Source organism: Methylocaldum sp. GT1BB (assembly GCF_051027545.1).
GTDB lineage: Bacteria > Pseudomonadota > Gammaproteobacteria > Methylococcales > Methylococcaceae > Methylocaldum.
The window spans coordinates 223,813-245,457 of sequence record NZ_CP194902.1 but is presented as its reverse complement, the minus strand read 5'-3'; the positions used below and the strand labels follow the sequence as shown (position 1 = coordinate 245,457).

Annotated in this window: 18 protein-coding genes; 8 read left to right on the top strand and 10 right to left on the bottom strand. The window is 58.5% G+C overall.

Annotation, left to right across the window (positions count from 1 at the left end):
* Positions 1–134: 134 nt before the first annotated feature.
* Positions 135–2,501, top strand: coding sequence for a PAS domain S-box protein (locus ACR2TX_RS02385; RefSeq protein WP_434131075.1), 2,367 nt, complete (start codon positions 135–137; stop codon positions 2,499–2,501).
* A 21-nt stretch (positions 2,502–2,522) separates the two neighbouring features.
* Here ACR2TX_RS02385 and ACR2TX_RS02380 read toward each other — a convergent pair whose 3' ends face one another.
* The 5 genes from ACR2TX_RS02380 to ACR2TX_RS02360 form a co-directional block, all read right to left on the bottom strand.
* Positions 2,523–2,891, bottom strand: coding sequence for a hypothetical protein (locus ACR2TX_RS02380; RefSeq protein ID WP_077728399.1), 369 nt, complete (start codon positions 2,889–2,891; stop codon positions 2,523–2,525).
* Positions 2,892–3,084: 193 nt separating this feature from the next.
* Positions 3,085–5,562 carry a spermidine synthase gene (locus tag ACR2TX_RS02375; protein ID WP_434131072.1) on the bottom strand — a complete coding sequence of 826 codons (2,478 nt, stop codon included), beginning with the start codon at positions 5,560–5,562 and terminating at the stop codon, positions 3,085–3,087.
* 2 nt (positions 5,563–5,564) lie between these two features.
* Entirely contained in the window at positions 5,565–6,302 is a 738-nt protein-coding gene (locus tag ACR2TX_RS02370; protein ID WP_434131070.1) for a protein-L-isoaspartate(D-aspartate) O-methyltransferase, read from the bottom strand.
* A gap of 227 nt (positions 6,303–6,529) precedes the next feature.
* Positions 6,530–8,395, bottom strand: a complete 1,866-nt coding sequence (locus tag ACR2TX_RS02365) for a hypothetical protein (RefSeq protein ID WP_077728539.1) — start codon at positions 8,393–8,395, stop codon at positions 6,530–6,532.
* Between the two features lie 38 nt (positions 8,396–8,433).
* Positions 8,434–9,435 carry a multicopper oxidase domain-containing protein gene (locus ACR2TX_RS02360; protein WP_077728396.1) on the bottom strand — a complete coding sequence of 334 codons (1,002 nt, stop codon included), beginning with the start codon at positions 9,433–9,435 and terminating at the stop codon, positions 8,434–8,436.
* A gap of 262 nt (positions 9,436–9,697) precedes the next feature.
* Between ACR2TX_RS02360 and ACR2TX_RS02355 the strand changes: the two genes are divergently transcribed.
* The gene (locus ACR2TX_RS02355; protein WP_133717683.1) at positions 9,698–10,150 is read left to right on the top strand and encodes an Rrf2 family transcriptional regulator; all 453 of its coding nucleotides are present in this window, start codon (positions 9,698–9,700) and stop codon (positions 10,148–10,150) included.
* A 20-nt stretch (positions 10,151–10,170) separates the two neighbouring features.
* Here ACR2TX_RS02355 and ACR2TX_RS02350 read toward each other — a convergent pair whose 3' ends face one another.
* Positions 10,171–11,406, bottom strand: coding sequence for a competence/damage-inducible protein A (locus ACR2TX_RS02350; protein ID WP_434131067.1), 1,236 nt, complete (start codon positions 11,404–11,406; stop codon positions 10,171–10,173).
* 2 nt (positions 11,407–11,408) lie between these two features.
* Entirely contained in the window at positions 11,409–12,344 is a 936-nt protein-coding gene (locus ACR2TX_RS02345) for an AEC family transporter (protein ID WP_434131064.1), read from the bottom strand.
* A 94-nt stretch (positions 12,345–12,438) separates the two neighbouring features.
* Here ACR2TX_RS02345 and pyrF point away from each other — a divergent pair, with 94 nt between their 5' ends.
* On the top strand, positions 12,439–13,173 hold the full coding sequence (pyrF, locus tag ACR2TX_RS02340) for an orotidine-5'-phosphate decarboxylase (RefSeq protein ID WP_434131062.1): 735 nt from the start codon (positions 12,439–12,441) through the stop codon (positions 13,171–13,173).
* Positions 13,174–13,210: 37 nt separating this feature from the next.
* Positions 13,211–14,164 carry an MDR/zinc-dependent alcohol dehydrogenase-like family protein gene (locus ACR2TX_RS02335; protein WP_156880195.1) on the top strand — a complete coding sequence of 318 codons (954 nt, stop codon included), beginning with the start codon at positions 13,211–13,213 and terminating at the stop codon, positions 14,162–14,164.
* A 7-nt stretch (positions 14,165–14,171) separates the two neighbouring features.
* Here the strand turns inward: ACR2TX_RS02335 and ACR2TX_RS02330 are convergent, their stop codons facing one another.
* Positions 14,172–14,753, bottom strand: coding sequence for a DUF4124 domain-containing protein (locus tag ACR2TX_RS02330; RefSeq protein WP_434131059.1), 582 nt, complete (start codon positions 14,751–14,753; stop codon positions 14,172–14,174).
* Positions 14,754–14,927: 174 nt separating this feature from the next.
* Here ACR2TX_RS02330 and ACR2TX_RS02325 point away from each other — a divergent pair, with 174 nt between their 5' ends.
* Both ACR2TX_RS02325 and ACR2TX_RS02320 read left to right on the top strand, forming a co-directional pair.
* Positions 14,928–15,653 carry a sulfite exporter TauE/SafE family protein gene (locus ACR2TX_RS02325; RefSeq protein ID WP_434131056.1) on the top strand — a complete coding sequence of 242 codons (726 nt, stop codon included), beginning with the start codon at positions 14,928–14,930 and terminating at the stop codon, positions 15,651–15,653.
* Between the two features lie 21 nt (positions 15,654–15,674).
* Positions 15,675–16,616, top strand: a complete 942-nt coding sequence (locus tag ACR2TX_RS02320; RefSeq protein WP_077728389.1) for a sigma-54 interaction domain-containing protein — start codon at positions 15,675–15,677, stop codon at positions 16,614–16,616.
* A gap of 80 nt (positions 16,617–16,696) precedes the next feature.
* Here the strand turns inward: ACR2TX_RS02320 and ACR2TX_RS02315 are convergent, their stop codons facing one another.
* Together ACR2TX_RS02315 and ACR2TX_RS02310 are read right to left on the bottom strand one after the other, a co-directional pair.
* Positions 16,697–17,923: an argininosuccinate synthase gene (locus tag ACR2TX_RS02315; protein WP_156880191.1), complete on the bottom strand. Its 1,227-nt coding sequence runs from the start codon at positions 17,921–17,923 to the stop codon at positions 16,697–16,699.
* Positions 17,924–18,235: 312 nt separating this feature from the next.
* A complete protein-coding gene (locus tag ACR2TX_RS02310) occupies positions 18,236–19,555 on the bottom strand; it encodes a sigma-54 interaction domain-containing protein (protein ID WP_240502380.1) in 1,320 nt (439 codons plus the stop codon).
* 265 nt (positions 19,556–19,820) lie between these two features.
* Here ACR2TX_RS02310 and ACR2TX_RS02305 point away from each other — a divergent pair, with 265 nt between their 5' ends.
* On the top strand, positions 19,821–20,525 hold the full coding sequence (locus tag ACR2TX_RS02305; RefSeq protein ID WP_077728385.1) for an MBL fold metallo-hydrolase: 705 nt from the start codon (positions 19,821–19,823) through the stop codon (positions 20,523–20,525).
* 90 nt (positions 20,526–20,615) lie between these two features.
* Positions 20,616–21,539: a sulfite exporter TauE/SafE family protein gene (locus tag ACR2TX_RS02300; protein ID WP_077728384.1), complete on the top strand. Its 924-nt coding sequence runs from the start codon at positions 20,616–20,618 to the stop codon at positions 21,537–21,539.
* Positions 21,540–21,645 lie beyond the last annotated feature (106 nt).

The following is a 21,645-nucleotide window of genomic DNA, read 5'->3' as shown; positions in this document are numbered from 1 at the left end:
AGTGATGCGAGCGATTCGCCGGCCGAACCGTGTTAACATCGGGCCGACGATGCGGATTGCCCGGCATGGCCGCTGCCCGGGTGCGATATCCGCTAACCGGAATCTCGCCATTTGATGGAGACAGGATTCTCGTCATGGTTCACTCCAAGCTCTCGTCCGTATCGGCGTATGCCCTATCGTTCGGCGCAGCGGTTGCCGTAGCGCTGGCCATATTGCTCCTGCGCCCATCGTATCAAGGCGCGCCCATAGTGATGCCCTTTCTGCTGCCGGTGCTGATAGGCGCTCTTTACGGCGGATTCGGCCCAGGGCTGCTGGCCACGTTATCGGGCGCCGTGCTGGGTACTTATCTCGCGATAACTCCGGTTGGTTCGCCGAGGGGCGAGGGGGCTGACGAATGGATTCCGCTAGGCGCTTTTGTCGTAGTGGGACTTGCCATCGTCCTACTGGTCCATTTATGGCGCACCGGGCTCGTGCGGCGCGAGTTGCAGGCGCGACAGCGATTGGAGGACGAGATTTTCAGACGCCAGCAGGCCGAAGAACAGCTCCGCGTCGAGCGCGATCGTTTTGTCGTGACCTTGACCAGCATCGGCGATGCGGCCGTCGTCACCGATACCGGGGGTCGTATAGAACTGTTCAATCCGACTGCGGAATCGCTGACCGGATGGATTCAGGATGAAGCGCGCGGCCAGCCGCTGGAGAACGTGTTTCGCGTCGTTAACGAGGAGACGCTCAATCCGATCGAAAACCCCGTCGAAAAGGTACTGAGAACCGGCGCCGTCGTCGGTCTCGCGAATCATACGGTGCTGATTGCGAGAAACGGACGGAAAATTCCGATCAGCGACAGCGCTGCGCCCATACGAGGCATGGACGGCCGGTTATTGGGCGTGATTCTGATTTTTCGGGATGTCACTGAAAGCCGCCGCGCGGAGGCTGCTCTCGCCGAATCGGAGGCGCTCTATCGTGCAATCGGCGAGTCGATCCCTTTCGGAGCCTGGATCTGCGAGCCGAACGGCGATATCCGCTACTTGAGCGATTCGTTCTTGAAAATGACCGGGATGACGCTGGACGAGTGCATACACGTCGGTTGGACCTCGCGTGTGCATCCGGAGGACCTGCAGCCCATCCTGGATCATTGGAGGTACTGCGTCAAAACCGGCTGCTTCTGGGATTACGAATATCGTATCCGGAGCGCGGAAGGCTCTTACCGACACATTTTGAGTCGCGGCGTCCCGATCCGGAACGCCGAAGGCAAGGTGACGGCCTGGGCGGGCATGAATCTCGACATTACCGAAATGAAAAAGCTACAGGATGAGCTGATCCGTAAGACCGAAGAGTTGACTGCCGCCGACCGGCAAAAGGATGAATTCTTGGCCACGCTGGCGCACGAAATGCGCAACCCGCTGGCGCCGATCATGAGCGCCGTACAGATCCTGCATCGAACCAGCGGCGACGGACCGCAGTACGCTTGGGCCAGAGATGTCATCGAGCGGCAGACGAAGCATCTCACCCGGCTGGTCGACGATTTGTTGGACGTGTCCCGCATCAGCCGCGGAAAGGTCACCTTGAACAAGCAGCCGCTGGAACTGGCCACCATCGTCAACCACGCCATGGAAACGAGCCGGCCGCTGATTCAGGCTCACGGCCACAGCATCAGCCTATCCCTGCCTTCCGAGCCGGTCTGGATCGAAGGCGACCAGATCCGAATCGCGCAAGTCGTATCGAATTTGCTCAACAATGCCGCCAAATATTCCGAGCCGAACAGACAGATTTGGCTGACGGCGGCAACGGAGAACGGACAGGCCGTCATCCGGGTGCGGGATGCAGGTGTCGGGATCAGTCCGGAGGTGTTGCCCCGCATTTTTGACCTTTTCGCCCAAGCCGACCGTTCTTTGGATCGTGCGAAAGGTGGGTTGGGCATCGGGCTCAGCCTTGTGAAACAATTGGTCGATTTGCACGGCGGCAGTGTCGAGGCAAAGAGCGAGGGTATCGGCAAGGGTTCCGAATTTATCGTCCGGTTGCCGTTGCTATCCGATAAGCCGGCGGAGCAATCGACAGCCAAGCCAGCGGACGATACCGATGCGGAAAAACGCGCTGCTCTGCGCGTGCTGGTGGTTGACGACAATGCGGATGCCGTCGAGGGATTGTCTTTGCTGCTCGAGTTGGAAGGATGCGAGGTCGAGCGGGCGCCGGATGGCCCTACAGCTCTCGCGGTTGCGCAGAGATTCGCCCCGGATGTGGTCTTGCTGGATATCGGGCTGCCCGTGATGGACGGCTGCGAAGTGGCGCAGAAGTTGCGCGCCATGCCTCAGATCCGGCAGGCCCTGTTGATCGCCATCAGTGGCTACGGCCAGGATCAGGACCGTTACCGCTGCCTCACGGCCGGTTTCGACCACCACTTCATCAAGCCGGTGAGGCTGGAGGACATCACCCGCGTGATTGCCGAGCATCGGCTGAGGAAGCCGGATACCGGGTCACAGTTCAAGACTTCGAGTTGCCAGTGATCGGATCGTGGACGACATCGGTCATGGCAGATATTTGATCAGCCGAGCCTGGATTCGCGTCATGGGAACCGTGTTGATCCCTCCCGCCTGATGTCCGCCGATGTTGCCGCCGGCAAACAATATGACCACATCGCCGTAATGGTAGGGCGGTCCGAAGAGGACGGCATCGGCACCGGCCGCTTTGGCTCGATCGACGATTGCGCCTACGGTCTCCCGGTCGGCACGGGCCGTAATCTCCGCGATTTCGATGAACGCCCTGTTTTCGGGCCAGGAATCCAGAATATCGATCTCGGCCGTGGGGGGATAGATCCGGCTGGTCAAGGGCTCCTCGCGTAATATCGGTGCGCAGCCGGCCAGCAATGACATGGCGATGACAAGCAGATACTTCATGACAGAACCTCGCGTCCTTGCGAAGCTTGGGCTTCGTATCGGCAAAACATGAATTCAATGAAAAAAACCGCCTCTCATCCTTGAAGCAAAGCGGCGGATACATTCCTATCCGAATCTTAGACGTGACGGAGACATTTGGGTTCCTGAGCGTGGCACGGGCCGGCCGAAACGTCGGAAAGCCGGTGCATCGATCTCAACCCCGATGGGGCCCCGCAAAACCCGCCAGTCCGTAAAGCGACAAGGCGGCGACCAATAGCCAGAACTGACCGACGTGAATGGCCAATACCGTGGCCAGAATGGCGGCGATGACCGATGCGCAGCCGTTGATTCCGAAAGCCCAGGGAATCAGCCGCTCCGCCTCGGCCGCCAGCCGCGAAAGCCCTAGCGGAAAAGGCATGCCCATAAAAAACGCCAACGGCGCGATAAGGGCGAGGACGACCGTCACTTTGATAGGGGCGGGAAGGGCGATGGATACATCAAACAGCGATGGTAGCGTTAAGAAATAAACTGCGGAGACCGCAATAATCGCTTTGGTAGCCCGAGAAATATGCATTCCGGCCTGTTGGGGCGTAATCCTCGCCGCATATCGGCTTCCCAGTCCGGCGAAGATCAGAAATCCTGCGAGTACCATCGCCACGGCATAGAGCGGATGACCCAGGTAAAGAATGAATTTCTGTATGTAAACGATTTCCGTAAACATGAATGCCAGGCCGATCGCGAAGAAATAGCCGAAAACCGGGGATCGTCGGCTATTTTTCAGCCCGCCGTCGCTCCGATGCATCAAGACCCCGAGCGGGGCCAGGATCAGCAAGGTACTGATGATCACTGATTGGAGCAGCGTTGCCAGCAGGATCGGATAGCCCATGTCGAGCAGCGAAAGTCCTCCCGACCCTTTCAGCTTGAAGGCTTCCGCTAGAAGCGGCCATTTGAAGAAGTGAAAGAAATACGGCCGGTCGTCGGTGGCTGGACGGACATCGAACTTGTAGCGCTCTGTAAACGATTCCCGTTCGGGACTCAGCAAGGCCGTCGCCGCTTCGAAGAAATAAGGTTCTTTCAACCGGTTGTGGAGATTGGCTTGCTGTGCTTCGATGCCGGGATAGTAGGCAAGGTCGAATGAGCGTTCGTCGCAGAACTGCCGCAGCGCGGCGATCTCCGGATCGGAAATTTCGCCGTTCTTGATCAACAGAGTGCTGGTCTGCCAGCCGCGGATCCAGATCAAGCGCCGTTCCGGCGCGCTCGCGCCGGCACGCGCCAAGGCATCGGCAGCGGTCGCGAACAGCTTGATCTCGTCACGGGGCGGCAGGCGGACCCAGCGGGTGATGGCCAGAAAACCTCCGGATCTCAGGTGCGCCAAATAGGCTTGCAGGGCCTCAACCGTATAGAGATAGCTTTCGTTCAGTGCATACGAACCCGCCGACGAGGTGTTGAAGGCGTCCAGCAAGGCAATTTGAATCAAATCGTAATGCTCCGCCGACGCGGCGACGAAACTCCTCGCCTCGGCCGCATGTACGCGAACCGAGGGCTGACCGTAAACCTGCCCGGCAAAATCGGCAACATCGCGGGATACCAGGTCGATCATTTGCGGATTGAGTTCCACGGCGTCGATGCGTTCCGCATCGTGATAGATCGCCTGAAGCACTTCGCTGCCCCCGCCCGCGCCCAAAACGAGGACTTTCGGCTTCCGGGGCAACAGGTGATACGGCAGGGCGGACGGCACGTAATCGAGAAAAGCGAGGCTGCCTCGGCTTCCATCCCAACGATTGATGGCGCTCATGCCTTCGCCGTCGGTAAACACCGCCAGTTGCTCCGGCACCGGAACCGGGCTGTTCAGGCTGAGCCCCGGCGCATGGCGGAACGGTACTTCGGGGCTGCGCACCACGCTGAGCAGCCCGAGCGGGCTGGAACGTTCCTCGATTCGCTCCGCTCCGGACACGCGCAATGCCTGGGAGAGGCTTTTGTATTCCACCGGCCGGAGTTCCGCACCGCTCCAATGAACCAGAAGCCACAGAGCGGCAATCACCGCAACTAAAGGCGCGATCAGTTCGCGGGGACGCATTCCCAACGCAATCCAGGCCAAGGACGCGGCCGCAAATCCCGCTCCGCTCGCGAGGACCAGCGCATTCAACGGAAACACCAGGAACAGCAGAAGAACGACCGCCAAAGCGCCTGTTCCCGCTCCCGAGAGATCGGCCGCATAGGTGCGGCCTATCGTCGCTTTGTAGCGCTGGAAGGTCAGGCCGATGCAGTTGGCCGCGAAAAAGAAGGGCGGCGTCAGGATAAGGTAGATCAGAACGAGATGCCCCCATTCCCGCGGACTCCAAAGCACTTCCAGCGCATTGAAGGGCACTTGCTGCGCGGCCAGAAAGCACAATGTCGCGCTCAAGCCGAACAAAGCCGCGTTGAGAACGAATGCGGCACCGAAACGGGGCAACAAATATTCCCGTGCGAGCGTCAGGAACGTTCCGCTCGCGCCGTAGCCGAGCAGCGCCAAGCTGATCATCATGTAGGCAAAGTGATGCCATTGGATAATGGAAAAAAGCCGCATCAAGAGGATTTCATAGACCAGCGCCGCAGCCGAAATCAGCGAAACGGAGAGCAAGAGCAGCCGCGGCGGCGCTTCATGGCGCGCGCGCTCCTCGTCGCGGCGAGATTCGATCGCGGAATCGACCATGTCTAATGAGCGCCCGTCAAAGGCACGAATTGCACCGGCACGATCTGCCGAGTCGAGATCTTGCCCTGTTCGCTTTTCTCGACGAGCACCAGATACTGCAGCAGGAATTGTCCGCCGACCGGTATGATCATGCGGCCGCCCGGCTTGAGCTGTTGCACCAGCGGCGGCGGAATTTGCGTGGGGGCGGCGGTGACGATGATGGCATCGAAAGGCGCGTGTTCCGGCCAGCCGTAATAGCCGTCGCCGGTCTTGGTCTCAACCTTGGCGTAGCCCAGCCGTTTCAGACGTTCCGTCGCCATTTGGGTCAATTCCGGCACAATCTCGATGGAGTAGACCCGCTCGGCCAATTCCGCCAGGACGGCCGCCTGATAGCCGGAACCAGTGCCGATTTCGAGCACCGTTTCATCCGGTTTGACGCGCAGCAGATCGGTCATCAGTGCCACGATGAAAGGCTGGGAAATGGTTTGTCCGTAACCGATGGGCAAAGGCCGGTTCGCATACGCGATACTGCGCAGATCCTCGCTCACGAACTCGTGCCGGGGAACCTTCCCCATGGCGGCCAGGACTTGGGCATCCAACTCGGTTTTGCCGATTTCGCTGCTGACCCAGCGGGTTTCGCGCCGGATTTCATCGATCAGAGCCTGGCGTTTGGCGGCATATTCGTCGGCGTGAGCCGCTGTGCCGAAGAGTCCGATGCACAGCAGCGCGACCGAGAATCTCAGACGGCGAGTGAAAGGCATCACTGAATCTCCTCCTGACGGATCCCCCGATCATACCGTTAGAGAGGGCTCGTGAGTCTTGGTATCCGTGAAAGCCGGAATAAAGTCGAGTCTGCGGCCGAATCCGCGACTCGGGGTAGCGTGTGAAGGGATGTCGTCGAAACGAAAAGACGCCCGCTCAAGTGCCGTAGTGTCGCTTGAGCGGGCGGAGAGCTCCTAACTTTGGAAAAAGAGGAACCGTTTCCGGATCAGTGCTTGCCCTCTGATTGCACGATCTTTCCGGATAATTCAATTCCGCGTTGAGCGGTCGTCAGAGCGCCCAGCCAAGACTCGACCTCGGCGCTGAGCTGGCCCGAGCCGGCCAGTTTGGCGGTTTGCTCGATCCAGCCGTGATCGGCGACAGGCAGCGGCAGGACGCCTTGGCCGCCCATGCCGTTGTTGCCGACGATATCGGCATCCTTGGCGTCGGCGAGCATCACGCGGCCGGCGACTTCAAGCTTGTCCATGTCGACCACGATGAGATCGTTGGCGAACTTGCTGGCGACATAGGCGTAGTAGCCACCGCCTTTTTTCATGCCGAAGTTGACGCCATGGCAGCCCGGCTCGCAGGGCAGGCTCTTGACCACCTTGTGAGTCGACGTGTCGGTGATGGTAATGGTTGCGCTCAGGGTGTTGGCCGTGACCACGTATTTTCCGTCCGGGCTGATCGGGGTCTGGATCGGCAGCAGGCCATACGCTTCGCCTGTCGTCTTGCCGCTGATCGGATCGTAATCCGCAGCGAGATCGATGTCCTTGATCTTCTGCTTGCTCTTGATGTCGATCACGCTCAGGGTGCTGAGCAGCGGCGGCGTGCCTAGCAGGTTGGCTACATAGGCCTTGTCGGTCGCGTCGCCCCAGATGGCGATGGGAATCACGCCCACGTTCGGCACGGTGGAGGCCTGGCCGCTGTCCAGATCGACGATGGATACGGAGCCCGCCAAGGCATTCGGCGTCAGCGCGTATTTGCCGTCATGGGTCACGTGATGGCCATGGGGTCCGGAGTTCGGGCCAGTGTTAACGCTGTCCTGAGCCGTCGGGTGCTTGCCTCCGGTCAGCTTCAATACGCGGTCTTCGCCGTTGAGTGCCACGGTCAGGCTGTCATCCGACGGTCGCGACATGACATGAGAAGGCGATTGGCCGACCGTCAGAGCGCCGTAAATCTGTCCGGTTTCACGGTCGAAGGTGACCAAGCGCTTATCGAACCATTCGGTTTGATAGATGTACTTGTAGGACCTGTCCGTCCACATGTTGTGAGGATTGTTCATATTGATGTCGACGCCCTTGACCTTTTTCTTGATGGTCCAGTTCGCTGCGTCAACTTGTGTGGCGGAACCCGGCTTGCTCTTGCCCTTGATGGTCTCGAACTGAGCGTTCACCCAGACCTCGCCGACACCGGGCGTAGCCGGATTGGACAACTTGTTCGGCATGGATACGTTCAGCGCATCCAGGCTGATGACGGTTCCGCCCAGATTCAGGGGGATGGACGGGAGCTTTAGGTCCCAGTTCGGTTTGGAATAGTCACGCCAGAGCGACGGCGTGGTGGCAACGAAGAAGGTCCGAAGCAGCTTCTTGGCGATATCGCTGGTGGTCGGCACTTTTGCCCCGGTGACGAGCTGGATTTCGCTGCCCAGATCCAGCCCTTCCGTATTGGGGTCATCCACTACGACGGCGCCAAACATGTAGGGATGGACCTTGCAGGTAAATACGTACAGGCCGGGTTTATCGAACGTTTGTGTGACGCTGGCGCTCGACGGCTTGTCCTGGTCGACCGGGAACTTGGCGGCGCCGGGCTGCCACAACAGGCTGGTAATCGTGTGTTCGGCGTTGACGTCGGTCATCTTGATCAAGACCGCGTCGCCGGGTTTGACCACGACCAGGCTGTCGCCATCCGTCGGGTCTTTGAACCACCGACCGGGCTCGTCGGTCATTTCCAGCGCGCCGACCGGCATGACGCCCGGAACGCTGAGAATGACGTCGTCTTCGGACGAGGCTGTTTCGGCGCTCACGATGGGCGTCAAGCTCATGGTTCCGAGACTCACGGCAATGGCGGTGGTCAGTTTGCGAAACTTATTCATATTCATAACCTCTTGTTTTGATGTGATTTTGATAGAGCTTACTTGACGACTTTGAAGTCACCCATCATGCCGGCCTGCATGTGCTGGATGACATGGCAGTGGAAGTGCCAGTCGCCGGTGCCGACGCCTTCGCCGGCTTGGACGACGAACGTGTCGCGGCTGATCGGTCCGATGTTGACCGTATCGACGACATGGGTGGTGCCGGGGTTGAGCCAACGGTGCCCGTGCAAATGGAAGGTGTGGAAGGCGGTTCCCAGCCCGATCACGTGGAAGCGGACTTTCTCGCCGAGACGCGCGCCCACCGTGGGATTGGTCCACAGCGGAACCTGCTTGCCCTTGAGGATGTTATTGACTTCCATCCCCCAGAATGTCGTTTCGTGCATCCACAGGACGAACTCGCGTTTGATATCGCCGACATTCACATCCTCGATCTTGCCGTTGATGAGTGCCGGCACCTTTCCGCTACGCGGATTGACGATCAGGGTACCGAACAGTCCCTTGTCCTCGGCTCCGAGCATGGGATTGCCGAAGGTGTGGTCGTGATACGGCCAGGTGCCGGCGGTACCCGGCGCTGCGGTCCATTTGTAGGTGTACGGCTTGCCGGGGAAGGCGGCTTCGTCGGCAACGCCGTTGAGCATCTTCATCGTGCCGTCGCTGCGGATATCGAAATGCACCCCGTGCACGTGCAGGCTGACGGGCTGATCGGTGTTGGGGATGCCGTTTTCCAGGGTGATTTCCGCAACATCGCCCTCGGTCATGACGATGGCAGGGCCCGGAATGGTCGGCTTGTCGCTGTACCGCGCAGTGACATCCTCGGTTTGGCCACCAGCAGTCTGGATCTTATGGCTCACCATCTGATAGCCGAATTGCCCGGACGGTAAGGGGGCTGCACGCAAGGTGATGCGATGGGTGCTCCCCGAAACCGAATCGGTTTTGGCAGGGACATACTCCGCTTGCGCGATCGGGATAAAAAAGATCGCCAACAGCAAAGGTGATGAGAGAAACGATGACGTTCGTCGGAGAATACACGAGAGACTCATAGTCACACTCCTAATAAAGGGTTCCAGTCCGTTTCCGGACCTGACGTCGGCCCAAAAAATTGATGCATCTCTTATGGCATCTTGTTTATCATGCATATTAAATACATGATTACGGTTCTAATGTATCGCACATGCATGTTTATATTTCAAGACGGCATGACCGAAAAAGTCAAGAAATTATTGAGTCGAAACTTTTGTGCCGCATTTGCCTTAACCCAATCGGTATCGTAAAACGGCTCTAATTGTCCATTCGAGGTGCTAAATGCAGCTGACCCGTTACACCGATTACGCTTTAAGAGTGCTGATGTATGTCGGCATACATACCGAACGCATGGTGACTATCGCCGAGATCGCCAGCGTGTTCGATATGTCTCACAACCATTTGATGAAGGTCGTTCAGGAGCTGTCCGCAAAGGGCTATGTCAAGAGCACGCGCGGAAAGCATGGCGGGATAGAGCTCGGACGCCCTCCCGAGGAGATCAATATCGGCGAGGTCGTACGCCACATGGAGAGCAACTTCCACGTTGTGGAATGCCTTGATCCCGGACGCAGTTTGTGCCGAATCATTCCGGGCTGCACCCTGAAAAAGGTACTCCAGGAAGCGGTCTCGGCCTTTCAGGAAGTTCTGAATCGGTATACGTTGGCGGATCTTCTTAAGAATCGCGCCGTGCTGAACCGATTGCTGACCGAGCGACGAGTCGTCAGCAGGGCTTGAGACGGCCGCTTCGTGCTGATTTACAAGGCGTGGAGACCTGGTTTTTTCTGGAAGTACCGGCGCAAGAGATCGAAACTAAGCGCCGTGACGGTGGATTGTTTACGTGCGGTACCGCCGCCTATAGTCCGAGTTTGCCGCCAGACGCCATCGGGAGCCGCAAGGATGAAATGGACTTCGATCGTTGCGGTTTCGTCGTGTAGCTTGTCGCGGGTGTAGTAGGCGATTTGAGCAAGCGCATGATCCGCGCCTTGCTCCCGTAGACGCGGGGCAATCCATGCTGCGGCCCGGGCAAGATCGTCGGACGGCTCCACGCCGAAATATCGGCACAGGCCGGCCGAATCCGGGATCACGACCGCTCCGCGGAACCAGGGCTCGCCGGCGCAGCGGTTGGCCAGCTTGCCTCCGCTCAGAGTTTCGACGACATGAAGTGTCGACCGGCGCGCGGCGAGTTCGCGGCCGACCACCGAAGCTATGTCGTTTTCCGCTTCCCCTGAGCCGCCGATAGCAAATACTGCATCCCCGATTGCGTCGGCGGCGCGTTTTGCGATGTCGTTGATCTCGGTCTCGGAGAAATCGGCGGGAAACAGCAGCTTGACCTGGTTTTCCGGTCCGCCGGCGCGAAAGCCGAGTTTTACCTCGGGCGGCAAGGCGATTCGATCGAGACGCTCCTGTAGACTCGATTCGCCCATGCCCACAGTGTTCAATACCACCAGCCGCGCCGGACATAACCGAAAGCGACGGTGCAGATCCGGTTTGATCCAGCGACGGAACATCGCCTTCATCTCGCCGGGCACGCCGGGCATGAAGACGAAGCGGCAACGGCCGGCCGTGAGGGCGAAGCCGGGAGCGGTGCCCCAAAGATTGTCGAGACGCTCCGAGCCGCGCGGGAGGAGTGCCTGCTTCCTGTTGATGTCCGGCATCGCGCGTCCGAATCGCATGAAATAAGACTCGACCTGAGCCAGCGCGTCTTCGTCCAGTTCGAGGGGCGGGCCGAAAGCCTGGCTGACTGCTTCGGCGGTGAGATCGTCGCAGGTCGGTCCCAATCCGCCGGTACAAATGCATAGATCGGCGCGCCCGGCGATTTCGCGGAGCAAATCGACCAACGCTTCCAGCCGGTCGCCGACCGCGGTATGCCGGGCCACGTCAAACCCCAGTGCAGTCAACTTTCGCGACAGCCAGGCCGAATTGGTATCGGTGATTTCGCCGGTGACGATTTCATCCCCTTGCGAAAAGATTTCTGCGACAGGTCTTTGCATGATCAATGTCCGGAATGTATGGCGGCCACCCGATGATGCCAGAAGGGCAGGGTGACCATGGCGAAGAGCGTGGTCAGCGAGACGGCCAGGGCGTAGAACGAGGTGTCGAGGCGGTAGCGGTCGCAATAAACGACGCCGAGCAGCATGCTCGGCATGGCGGCCTCCAATACGAGTGCTGTCAGAGTATCGCCCTCGAATCCCAGGGAGAGTCCCAACCCCAGACCGAACAACGGCATGGCGCCCATTTTGAACGCCACGACAAGCGAAGCGAGCGGCAGGTTACGGCTGTGCCAGGAATTCCAGCGCAGGCCGAGTCCCAGTGAAATCAGCATGAGAGGCACGACGGCCGCAGACAAGCCCATCAAAAACCGCTCCATCCAGGCGGGTTGCGCCACGCCCGCGAAATTCAGGCCTAGTGCGACCGCCGCGGCCCAGAGCGGCGGATTGAGCAGGAGAGAGCGGAGCATCGAACCGTTTTCCGAGTTCGTCGTACCGTAGTACCGGGCGATCAGGATGCCGAGGGTAAAAACCAGCGGCATGGATGCGAACAAATCGATTTGAATGACGATGGTGCGTGCCCACGTACCGAAGGTCTGCTCCAGCACGGGAAGCCCCATGTAGGTTACGTTCGAGAAAGCGATGCTCAGCATCGCGGCGCCCAAGCGTTGCGGTGCCAGCTTGATGAGACGGGCGGCCAGCCAGGTGATGGCGATGCCGAACAGAATGATTCCCGCGCCGAACAGCGAGATCTTCAGCGTCTCGATACCTAAATCGGCCGTCCACAGCACGGAAAGCACCAGCGCCGGCAGCAAGAGATGAAATACCACAGCGGTCAGCACCAAGCGAGTTTGATCGGCATCCAGCCCGCCAGGCCGTATAATGCGCCACATTGCGCCGCACAGGATCAATACGGCCATCTGCATCAGCACGGAAACCATTCGCGACTCCTGGGTTCGAGGAGGCGTTATTCTAGCAATCACAGTGCCGACACCGAGACCACAGCGGCCGAACGACCCGAAAACGAGGAACAGCATGACCGACACTCTTTCTAAAAAGCCCATTCCCTCCCGAGACCGCCTCATCATGGCGCTGGACCTGCCGAGCGTGGCCGAAGCCAAGGATCTGGTGGAAACCTTGGGCGATTCGGTGAGTTTTTACAAAATCGGGCTGGAACTGTTCATGGCCGGCGACTACTTCGAATTGATCGAATGGCTCAAGAAGCGGGGCAAGAAGATCTTCGCCGACCTCAAGTTTTTCGACGTGCCGGAAACGGTTGCGCGGGCAGTTAGAGCCCTGAGCGCCCATGGCGTCGAATTCGCCACCGTGCACGGTAACGATGCGATCATGGAAGCCGCTGCGAAAGCCAAGGGCAATCTCAAGATTCTGGCCGTCACGGTATTGACCAGCCTCGATCAAGGCGATCTCAGGGATCTCGGCTTCGAGTGCGACGTGCAGCGCTTGGTTCTCTCCCGCGCCCGGCGCGCTTTGGCCTTGGGCTGCGACGGCGTGATTTCTTCGGGCCTTGAGGTTCCCGCATTGCGGCGGGAGATCGACGAAAAGCTGCTGGTCATTTCACCCGGCATTCGTCCCGTGGAAAACCGTCCGACGGACGACCAGAAGCGGGTCGTGACGGTCGAGCAAGCCTTCTTGAATGGCGCTGATTACATCGTCGTCGGTCGTCCGATCCGGGACGCGGACAATCCGCGCGAAGCGGCGGAAAAGGTGCAGGCGCAGATCGAAAACGTGTTCAGAAGGGTGGCGAGTTAAAACGTCAGCTCTGGCTTGTCGTCTCGCGAGTCCCGCTATGCAAGCCCTTTGGCTGGAAGACAGACGGCTCTCCATTCGTAACGATCTTTCCATTCCCGTCCCGCCCGCAGGCGAGGCGCTGGTTCGGGTGCGGCTCGCGGGCATCTGCGGCACGGATTTGGAGTTGGTGCGGGGTTATTATCCTTACGCCGGCATTCCCGGACATGAATTCGTCGGCGAAGTCGCCGACTCGCCCGATGGTACGCTCATAGGCTGCCGGATAGTCGGTGAAATCAATGTCTCTTGCGGAGAGTGCGAGATCTGCCGGCGAAATCTTCCTACCCACTGCGCGCGCCGTACCGTGCTCGGTATCCGCGATCGGCGCGGCGCATTCGCCGAATATCTCACCTTGCCTTTGCGGAATCTGCATCGGGTGCCGGACACCGTGCCGGATGAGGCGGCGGTCTTTGCCGAACCACTCGCCGCGGCGCTGCAAATTCAGCGGCAAATATCGATAAATGCCGGCGATCGAATATTGTTGATCGGAGCGGGCCGATTGGGACAGCTCATTGTTCAGACGCTGACGCTTACCGGCTGCGATTTGTGCGTTTCGGCGCGACATCCCCGGCAGAAAGCGCTGCTTCTGAGTCGGGGAATCCGGTTGATTGCCGAAGACGAGATTCCCGCTCGACATTACGACATCGTCATCGAGGCGACCGGTTCGCCGGCCGGTTTCGATCTTGCCCGGCGCGCCGTCCGCCCGCGCGGCACGCTGGTGTTGAAATCGACTTATCGGGACAGCGTAAACGTGAATCTTTCTTCCTTGGTCGTGGACGAGATTTCGCTGCTCGGTTCTCGCTGCGGTCCTTTCGACTCGGCCCTGCGCTTGCTGGAGCAGAAAGCCGTTGATCCCTCTCCGTTGATCGATGCGGAATATTCTCTAGCTCGTGCGGTCGAAGCCTTCGAATTGGCCAAGAGGCCGGGCGTCCTTAAGGTACTGATCCGTCCATAGTCGACTATTAGCGGCGGTGGACGCTTCCCGGAACCACTATCGGATATGGCGCGATCGGGATATGCCTTGCGGCCTCGACCTTCCGGCGTGCCCGTTCCAGTTGATCTTGCTGGGTTTGAATCGTTTCGTCTTTCGATTCCAAAGCTTGCTGCAAGCGGGCCTTCTCCTCCCGATATCTTTCCTTCAGCCGTTCCATGTCCTGCCCGCTCGGAGACCTGAATTCGGACGCCTTCCTGCCGCTCAATAGGGCGGCGCGATGAGCGAGCAAGTCCAAAATCAACTCTTGCTTGGCCGCAGGCGTCAATTCGTACTCCGGTCCCAAACCGGCCGGCATCTTCTTTATTCGATCCATTTCCCGATCGATCCGGCGCAAATGGTCCTTGGCGAGATTTCGGCAGACCGCGTCGATCGGGCCTTTATAAAGGTTTCGCTGCTCGTCCTCGGCCGGAGTCGCATTCATGCCCGCGGGTGGATGATAGCCGTAGCGGACAGTGCCCGAATTATCCGTCCAACGATAAAGAGTCGCGGCTCCTGCCGGCGTGGCCAGACTCGCGAAAAGAAAATAAACAGCAGCAAAACGCAGTTTCATGGAATTTCTCCTGCGATGGCAGTTCTTAATCTGACTGTGGGACCCCCGATTCGCTCCCGTCGACTCGCCTGAACGTTGCCTGACGAAGGGCTCTCCAGGATACGCGCCGAGGCAGCTTATCGTTAAGCCCGATCTGTTATACCTATAAGTTTTTGTGCTATCGTTCGCCCCCTTATGCACCATCTCGAAACCGCGTTCAGCACGTCCTATCTCGTAGCCCTGCTGATGGGGCTTTTCAGTTCCCTGCATTGCTTAGGGATGTGCGGTTCCATCATCGGTTCGCTGACCCTGAGTTTGAGGCGGGAAATCCGCGAGCAAAAATCCCTGCTCATGCCCTTCGTATTCAGCTACAACTTGGGGCGCATAGCCAGCTACTCGTTGGGGGGGCTGCTTGCGGGTCTTGCTCATCATGTTCTCAGTATGCCGCTCGGAGAAGGGCACGGGCATCGCATCTTGCAAATCATATCCGCACTGATCATGGCCGGAGCGGGTCTGCATATCGCCGGCTGGTTTCCGCGATTCGCTTACATCGAGAAGGCCGGCGGAATCATCTGGAAAAGAATCGAGCCTTACGGCCGGCGCCTGATCCCGGTGGAGACCTTGCCCAAGGCTTTCATCTTCGGCATGATTTGGGGTTGGCTGCCGTGCGGTCTGGTCTATACCGCGTTGGCGCTCGCCGCGACGACCGGAGATGTGGTGCGCAGCACCTTCACCATGTTGGCGTTCGGCATAGGTACTTTGCCTGCCGTCATGGGCGTCGGTATAATGACCTCGTTAATGGTGCGGTTGTCCAATATGAAGAAATTTCGCCAGGCGGCAGGGGTCACTCTGATTGCCTTGGCCCTATTGGCGGCATTCCCTTGGCTCAACCCCATGGTTCGCCATACAATAGGTTCCTAAAAGAAGGAGGAGGGTGAGATTATGTTTGAGAAGCTGATCGGCCAATCACCGAATTTCGAGGCGTTATTGCGCAGCGCCAGAATGATTGCCGCGACCGACGTGACTGTTTTGGTCGTCGGAGAGACCGGTACCGGCAAGGAGGTGCTGGCGCATGCTTTGAAAGAACATAGTCCTCGTGCAAATAAACCTTTCATCACGCTGAATTGCGCCGCACTTCCCGAGGCGTTGGCCGAGTCGGAATTGTTCGGGCATCGCAAAGGCTCGTTCACCGGTGCGGTGAATGGCCAAACCGGCCGTCTTCAAGCCGCTGACGGGGGTACCGTATTCCTCGACGAAGTCGATTCTCTGCCCATGGCTCTGCAGGCGAAGTTCCTGCGTTTCCTCGAGACCGGCGAGATTCAGCCGGTCGGCGAAACCCATACGTTGAACGTAGACGTCCGGATTATCGCCGCGACCAATGCCAATCTTCAGGAAAAGATTGCGCGGGGAGAGTTCCGTAAAGACCTCTATTACCGTCTCAACGTCGTTCCGATCGAGATACCGCCGTTGCGCGAGCGCATGGGCGACATCCAGTTGCTGCTGCAGCACTTTATGATGCAGTTTGCCGAAGAGCATAAGCTTCCGGAGGCTTCGTTCAGCAAGGCGGCTCTCAGCCGGCTTGCAACTTACTCCTGGCCTGGCAACGTCAGAGAACTTCGCAATGTGTGCGAGCGACTGTCCATCCTGCTGGCCGGGCGGACTATCGATGAGGGTAATCTGCCTCTGGAGATCGTCAATCGGGTGCCGTCGCAGAAGCCGGTATTTGACTTGCCTGAGCTGGGCATCGATCTGGAAAAAGTCGAGATGGATCTGATTCGCCAGGCCTTGGCGCGGACCAATGGCAACCGCAGCCGCTCGGCCCGGCTTTTGGGAATCTCACGGGATACTTTGCTTTATCGCATGCAGAAATACGGAATCAGCTAAGAGACATTTTCCTGGGCGGTCTCACTCTCCCGCCCAACGGAATTCTTAAAGCCCGCGGTAAGACCACGGGCTTTTTTCGTTTAGACGAACTTCAGACCTTTTTTCGCAGCAATCCGCATGCGTAAGGCATTGAGTTTGATGAACCCTTCCGCGTCTTTCTGGTTGTACGCGCCGCGATCGTCCTCGAACGTGGCGATGCTCATGTCGAACAGGCTGTTGCTGTCGGACTTGCGGCCGACGACGGTCACATTGCCTTTGTAAAGCTTCACTCTGACTTCGCCGTTCACTGCCGCCTGCGAGGCGTCGATTAGTTCTTGCAGCATCAGACGTTCCGGGCTCCACCAGTAGCCGTTGTAAATTAGGCTGGCATAGCGGGGCATCAGTTCGTCCTTCAGATGTGCTACTTCGCGGTCCAGCGTGAGGGATTCGATGGCGCGATGGGCTCTGAGCATGATGGTGCCGCCCGGTGTTTCGTAGCAGCCGCGGGACTTCATGCCGACGTACCGGTTTTCGACGATATCCAAGCGGCCGACGCCGTTAGCGCCGCCCAGTTGGTTGAGCTTCGCCAGGATTTGTGCGGGTGAGAGCGATTCGCCGTTGATAGCTACGATGTCGCCGCGCTCGTAACTCAGCTCGATATAGGTCGGTTTGTCCGCTGCTTTTTCCGGGGACACGGTCCAGCGCCACATGTCTTCCTCGGGTTCGGCCCATGGATCTTCGAGAATGCCGCCTTCGTAGGAGATGTGCAGCAGGTTGGCGTCCATGGAATAAGGCGATGCCTTGCCACGTTTCATTTCGATCGGAATGCCGTGCCGCTCGGCATAGGCCAGGAGCTTCTCGCGCGAATTCAGATCCCATTCCCGCCAAGGGGCGATGATCTTGATGTCGGGCCGCAGCGCGTAAGCGCCCAATTCGAACCGGACCTGATCGTTGCCCTTACCGGTAGCGCCGTGGGCGATGGCGTCGGCCCCGGTCTCGTTGGTGATTTCGATGAGACGCTTGGCGATCAAGGGTCGGGCAATCGACGTTCCCAAGAGGTATTCGCCTTCATAGATCGCATTGGCGCGGAACATCGGGAACACGAAATCCCGGGCGAATTCCTCCTTGAGGTCGTCGATGTAGATTTCTTTGATGCCGAGAGCCTGAGCTTTGGCACGCGCGGGCTCCAACTCCTCGCCCTGGCCGATGTCCGCGGTGAAGGTGACGACTTCGCAGCCGTAGGTCTCCTGCAGCCACTTGAGGATGACAGAGGTGTCGAGCCCGCCGGAGTAGGCGAGGGCGACCTTTTTTACAGTCTGGTTGGACATGATGTTCCCGTTGCGTGAAGAAGAGAAAAACGGCGAGATTATAACGTTGTCGCGAAGCTCGCGCAGCGTGAGGCTACGGATTTCGAACGTTTCGAGAGGTCAAGGTTCGGATGACCTCGGGTGAATTTTTCTGCTATCCCGATCTGACGGTCCCGTGAGAGTAGGCGACCAACAGCGATCGTCTGGGAAATCCCGCGTTGATCGCGGAGCTGCTGTCGTGTCCATGGCCGAGTTCGATCCCCCAAACACGCGCGACGGTCATCGAGTTCGTCGCCGATGCCGGCTCGTAACGGCAACGATATCGCAGTTCTTTCACAGCCCGTACTTCTTCCGCTTTCTCCAAAAGGTCGCTCGGCTCATGCCGAGCAATTGCGCAGCGCGGTCGATATGGCCATGGGCGGATGCCAGGGCTCGGCGAATGCGATCGGCCTCGTTTTCCGTTACCGGCAAGTCGGCGACCGTCGGCGATAGGGGCTCTTCTCGAAATTCGGGCGGCAGATCGTCCAGCTGCAGTACGTCGCCCCGTCCCACGGCAAAGGCGTATTCCACGACATTTTGCAGTTCGCGCACGTTGCCGGGCCAGTGATGATCCAAAAGCACCCGCATGGCTTCCGGTTCGATGCTCTGGATACGGCGCGGCCCGTGAAGATTGTGCTGGTCGATGAAGTGCTGCAACAGAAGACCGATGTCCTGCCGCCGTGCCCGCAGCGGCGGCAGAAAGATGGGGACCACGCGCAAGCGGTACATCAAATCCTCGCGGAAGTGTCCGGCCTTGACTTCCTCGCGCAGCGACCGGTGGGTGGCCGCGACGATGCGCACGTCCACGGTGATCGGATGATCGCCGCCCACCGGGATAAAGGTTTTCTCCTGGAGTACGCGCAGCAGCTTGGCTTGCAGTTCCAGCGGGAGTTCCGCGACTTCATCGAGGAAAATCGTGCCGCCGTCGGCGCGTTTGAACAGTCCCTGGTGATCCTTGATCGCGCCAGTGAATGCGCCGCGGACATGCCCGAAGAGCTCGCTTTCCAACAGATTGGCGCTAAGCGTGGCGCAGTTGATGGCTAAGAACGGATGACTGCGGCGATGGCTTTCCTCGTGCAGGGCTTGAGCGACCAATTCCTTGCCGGTGCCCGATTCGCCCCGGATCAAAACCGTTGCTTCGGTCTGGGCGACGTTGCGGATGATTTGGAAGGCTTGCTTGAGGGCGGAATCGCGGGTGATGAGGCCATGAAAGACTTCCGCTTTATCCGCCGCTTGCAGTCCGATGCTTTTCGTTCTGGGCTCGGCCTCTGCCGGCCAAAGCATTTCGATCGCTCCCGCAAAACGCCCTTGGGCGTCGAAGAAAGCTTGGGCCGAGCGTTTGACGCGGACGGTTCCGCCCTGTGCATGATCGAGTTCAATCGAAACGCCGTCGATCCTTCCTTCTTGGGCAATGCTATTTCGAACATCGCGATCTCGGCAACGGATGGCAGAGCTACAAGGTTGTCCCAGCACTTGCTCGCTGGAAAAGCCGAGCAGGCGCTCTGCTCCACGGCTCCATAGCAAAATTTCGCCTTTTGCGTTAACGACGAAGACGGCGCCGCCCATCAGTTCGGCCAAAGTCGATACGGCTCTATCGGGTCCAACGGTGCTCAACCAACGATTCAGAAAAGGAGAGAACTGGCTCACAATGAGGCGATTGAAAGGTTTCGGGGGTGTTTCAAGCGACGTGTTTTGTTGCACATAATGTATCACGCGAAACGTATAATGAAACGTCGGGTAGGTAGGGCCATGGCCAGGAGTCGTAAAAACCCGCGAAACGCCGGGCACGCCGTAGATGCGAAGGGTTGTTCCGGCGTAGGCACGGTCTTTGTAAGTAGTCAGTCAGAGTTGGCGGATTCCTGATCCAAAGGAGGCTACGATGATCTTCAAACAACTTTTTGAACCCGATACCTTTACCTACACCTATCTGCTCGCCTGCGAACGGACCCGTCGCGCGTTGCTGATCGATCCGGTCGCGACCGAGGTCGAAAATTATATTGGCCTAATAAAAAAACTCGACCTTGATCTGCGCTACACGATGGAGACTCATGTCCATGCCGACCACATTACGGGCTCCGGGCTTTTGCGCGAGCGTTTGGGCAGCAAGAGCGTCGTGCACCGTGACGCTGGCGCCATGTGCGCCGATCTTCTGGTGACCGACGGCATCCTGCTTCAGATAGGGGACATCGAAATCGAGGTGCGGCACACTCCCGGCCACACCAACGGCTGCGTAAGCTATGTCGTCGGCGACCGGGTTTTTACCGGCGATGCGTTGTTCATCGGAGGTTGCGGGCGTACCGACTTTCAGCAGGGCGATGCCGGTCGGCTGTACGACAGCATCATCAAGAAACTGTTCACCCTGTCGCCCGATACTCTGGTTTATCCGGGGCATGACTACAACGGCAACACGGTTTCTACCATCAAACAGGAGATGGCCAAAAATCCACGCGTGGGAGGCGGCAAGAGTCGCGAGGAATTCATCGATATCATGAATAAACTTGACCTGCCGTATCCGAAGTACATCGATCAGGCGTTGCCGGCAAACCAAGCCTGCGGCCGGGAACTCGCCGTACGCCACGGCTGAAACGCTCGCTCGCCAGAGAAACATTACCGGAACCCGGCCTCTGTGCGTAATTGAGAGGTCGGGTCATCCGGTATTTGAGGGAGATTGCTCATGACCCTCGTCGTCATCTTATCGCTCGTGATCGGTTTGCTGCTGGGATTGCTCGGCGGTGGCGGATCGATACTCACAGTCCCGGTGCTGGTCTATTTGGTCCATATCGAACCTAAAACAGCCATTGCTACATCTCTAGTCGTCGTGGGCGTCACCAGCCTCGCCGCAGTTGTCAATCACGCCCGCAACGGGCGGGTCTGCTGGCGTACCGGACTGATCTTCGGCATCGCGGGCATGGTGGGTGCCTATGGCGGCGGACGGCTGGCGGCCTATGTTCCGGGCGGCGTTTTGCTGTTGCTGTTTGCTGCCATTATGTTCGGCACAGCTTTGGCGATGTTGCGCGGGCGACGGCAAAACAACGTGGAAGCGGATGCGGTTAAGCCGATTTGTCCGGCCGATCTCCCTTTGCTGGCGATTATATTCGACGGGCTCATGGTTGGTGTCCTCACCGGATTGGTGGGTGCCGGCGGCGGCTTCTTGGTCGTGCCTGCCTTGAATTTGCTCGGTGGATTGCCCATGCACGCGGCTATCGGCACCTCATTGTTGGTCATCGCCATGAAATCGTTTGCGGGCCTCGCCGGATATATTACTCACGTCAGTATCGATCTCGAATTGGTTTCCATCGTCACCGGCGTCGCAATCGTTGGCAGCGTGTTAGGCGGACTGCTCTCTCGCCATGTCAGTGGACAATCATTGCGGCGGATCTTTGCGGTATTCGTCATCGCGATCGCCTGCTACCTCCTGTACAAAGAACTGACGCCCCAATTGATCGCAGAGACTCGGGAAGCGCTTCTGAATCGTCCCGATTTCTTTTTAGGTATGGCCACCATGCTGGGGATCGTTGCGATTGCACGGCTTTGGCGATGGATTCATGCTCAAGGCCTGCATCAAAAAAAAAGTAGCATTTACGCTGAATCCCGGTAAATTGCTGAGCGCTATAAAGATGATTGGCATGCAATTTCGGTAATATTGGCATCCGGCACGGAATTGTTCGGCGATTCTGAGAGCGCCAAATTTGGCGCTCAAATGC

What these genes read in the sequence shown, in the direction of transcription:
- ACR2TX_RS02385 (WP_434131075.1), top strand. Translation starts at nt 135, where the DNA reads ATGGTTCACTCCAAGCTCTCGTCCGTATCGGCGTATGCCCTATCGTTC.
- ACR2TX_RS02380 (WP_077728399.1), bottom strand. Translation starts at nt 2,891, where the DNA reads ATGAAGTATCTGCTTGTCATCGCCATGTCATTGCTGGCCGGCTGCGCA.
- ACR2TX_RS02375 (WP_434131072.1), bottom strand. Translation starts at nt 5,562, where the DNA reads ATGGTCGATTCCGCGATCGAATCTCGCCGCGACGAGGAGCGCGCGCGC.
- ACR2TX_RS02370 (WP_434131070.1), bottom strand. Translation starts at nt 6,302, where the DNA reads ATGCCTTTCACTCGCCGTCTGAGATTCTCGGTCGCGCTGCTGTGCATC.
- ACR2TX_RS02365 (WP_077728539.1), bottom strand. Translation starts at nt 8,395, where the DNA reads ATGAATAAGTTTCGCAAACTGACCACCGCCATTGCCGTGAGTCTCGGA.
- ACR2TX_RS02360 (WP_077728396.1), bottom strand. Translation starts at nt 9,435, where the DNA reads ATGAGTCTCTCGTGTATTCTCCGACGAACGTCATCGTTTCTCTCATCA.
- ACR2TX_RS02355 (WP_133717683.1), top strand. Translation starts at nt 9,698, where the DNA reads ATGCAGCTGACCCGTTACACCGATTACGCTTTAAGAGTGCTGATGTAT.
- ACR2TX_RS02350 (WP_434131067.1), bottom strand. Translation starts at nt 11,406, where the DNA reads ATGCAAAGACCTGTCGCAGAAATCTTTTCGCAAGGGGATGAAATCGTC.
- ACR2TX_RS02345 (WP_434131064.1), bottom strand. Translation starts at nt 12,344, where the DNA reads ATGGTTTCCGTGCTGATGCAGATGGCCGTATTGATCCTGTGCGGCGCA.
- pyrF (WP_434131062.1), top strand. Translation starts at nt 12,439, where the DNA reads ATGACCGACACTCTTTCTAAAAAGCCCATTCCCTCCCGAGACCGCCTC.
- ACR2TX_RS02335 (WP_156880195.1), top strand. Translation starts at nt 13,211, where the DNA reads ATGCAAGCCCTTTGGCTGGAAGACAGACGGCTCTCCATTCGTAACGAT.
- ACR2TX_RS02330 (WP_434131059.1), bottom strand. Translation starts at nt 14,753, where the DNA reads ATGAAACTGCGTTTTGCTGCTGTTTATTTTCTTTTCGCGAGTCTGGCC.
- ACR2TX_RS02325 (WP_434131056.1), top strand. Translation starts at nt 14,928, where the DNA reads ATGCACCATCTCGAAACCGCGTTCAGCACGTCCTATCTCGTAGCCCTG.
- ACR2TX_RS02320 (WP_077728389.1), top strand. Translation starts at nt 15,675, where the DNA reads ATGTTTGAGAAGCTGATCGGCCAATCACCGAATTTCGAGGCGTTATTG.
- ACR2TX_RS02315 (WP_156880191.1), bottom strand. Translation starts at nt 17,923, where the DNA reads ATGTCCAACCAGACTGTAAAAAAGGTCGCCCTCGCCTACTCCGGCGGG.
- ACR2TX_RS02305 (WP_077728385.1), top strand. Translation starts at nt 19,821, where the DNA reads ATGATCTTCAAACAACTTTTTGAACCCGATACCTTTACCTACACCTAT.
- ACR2TX_RS02300 (WP_077728384.1), top strand. Translation starts at nt 20,616, where the DNA reads ATGACCCTCGTCGTCATCTTATCGCTCGTGATCGGTTTGCTGCTGGGA.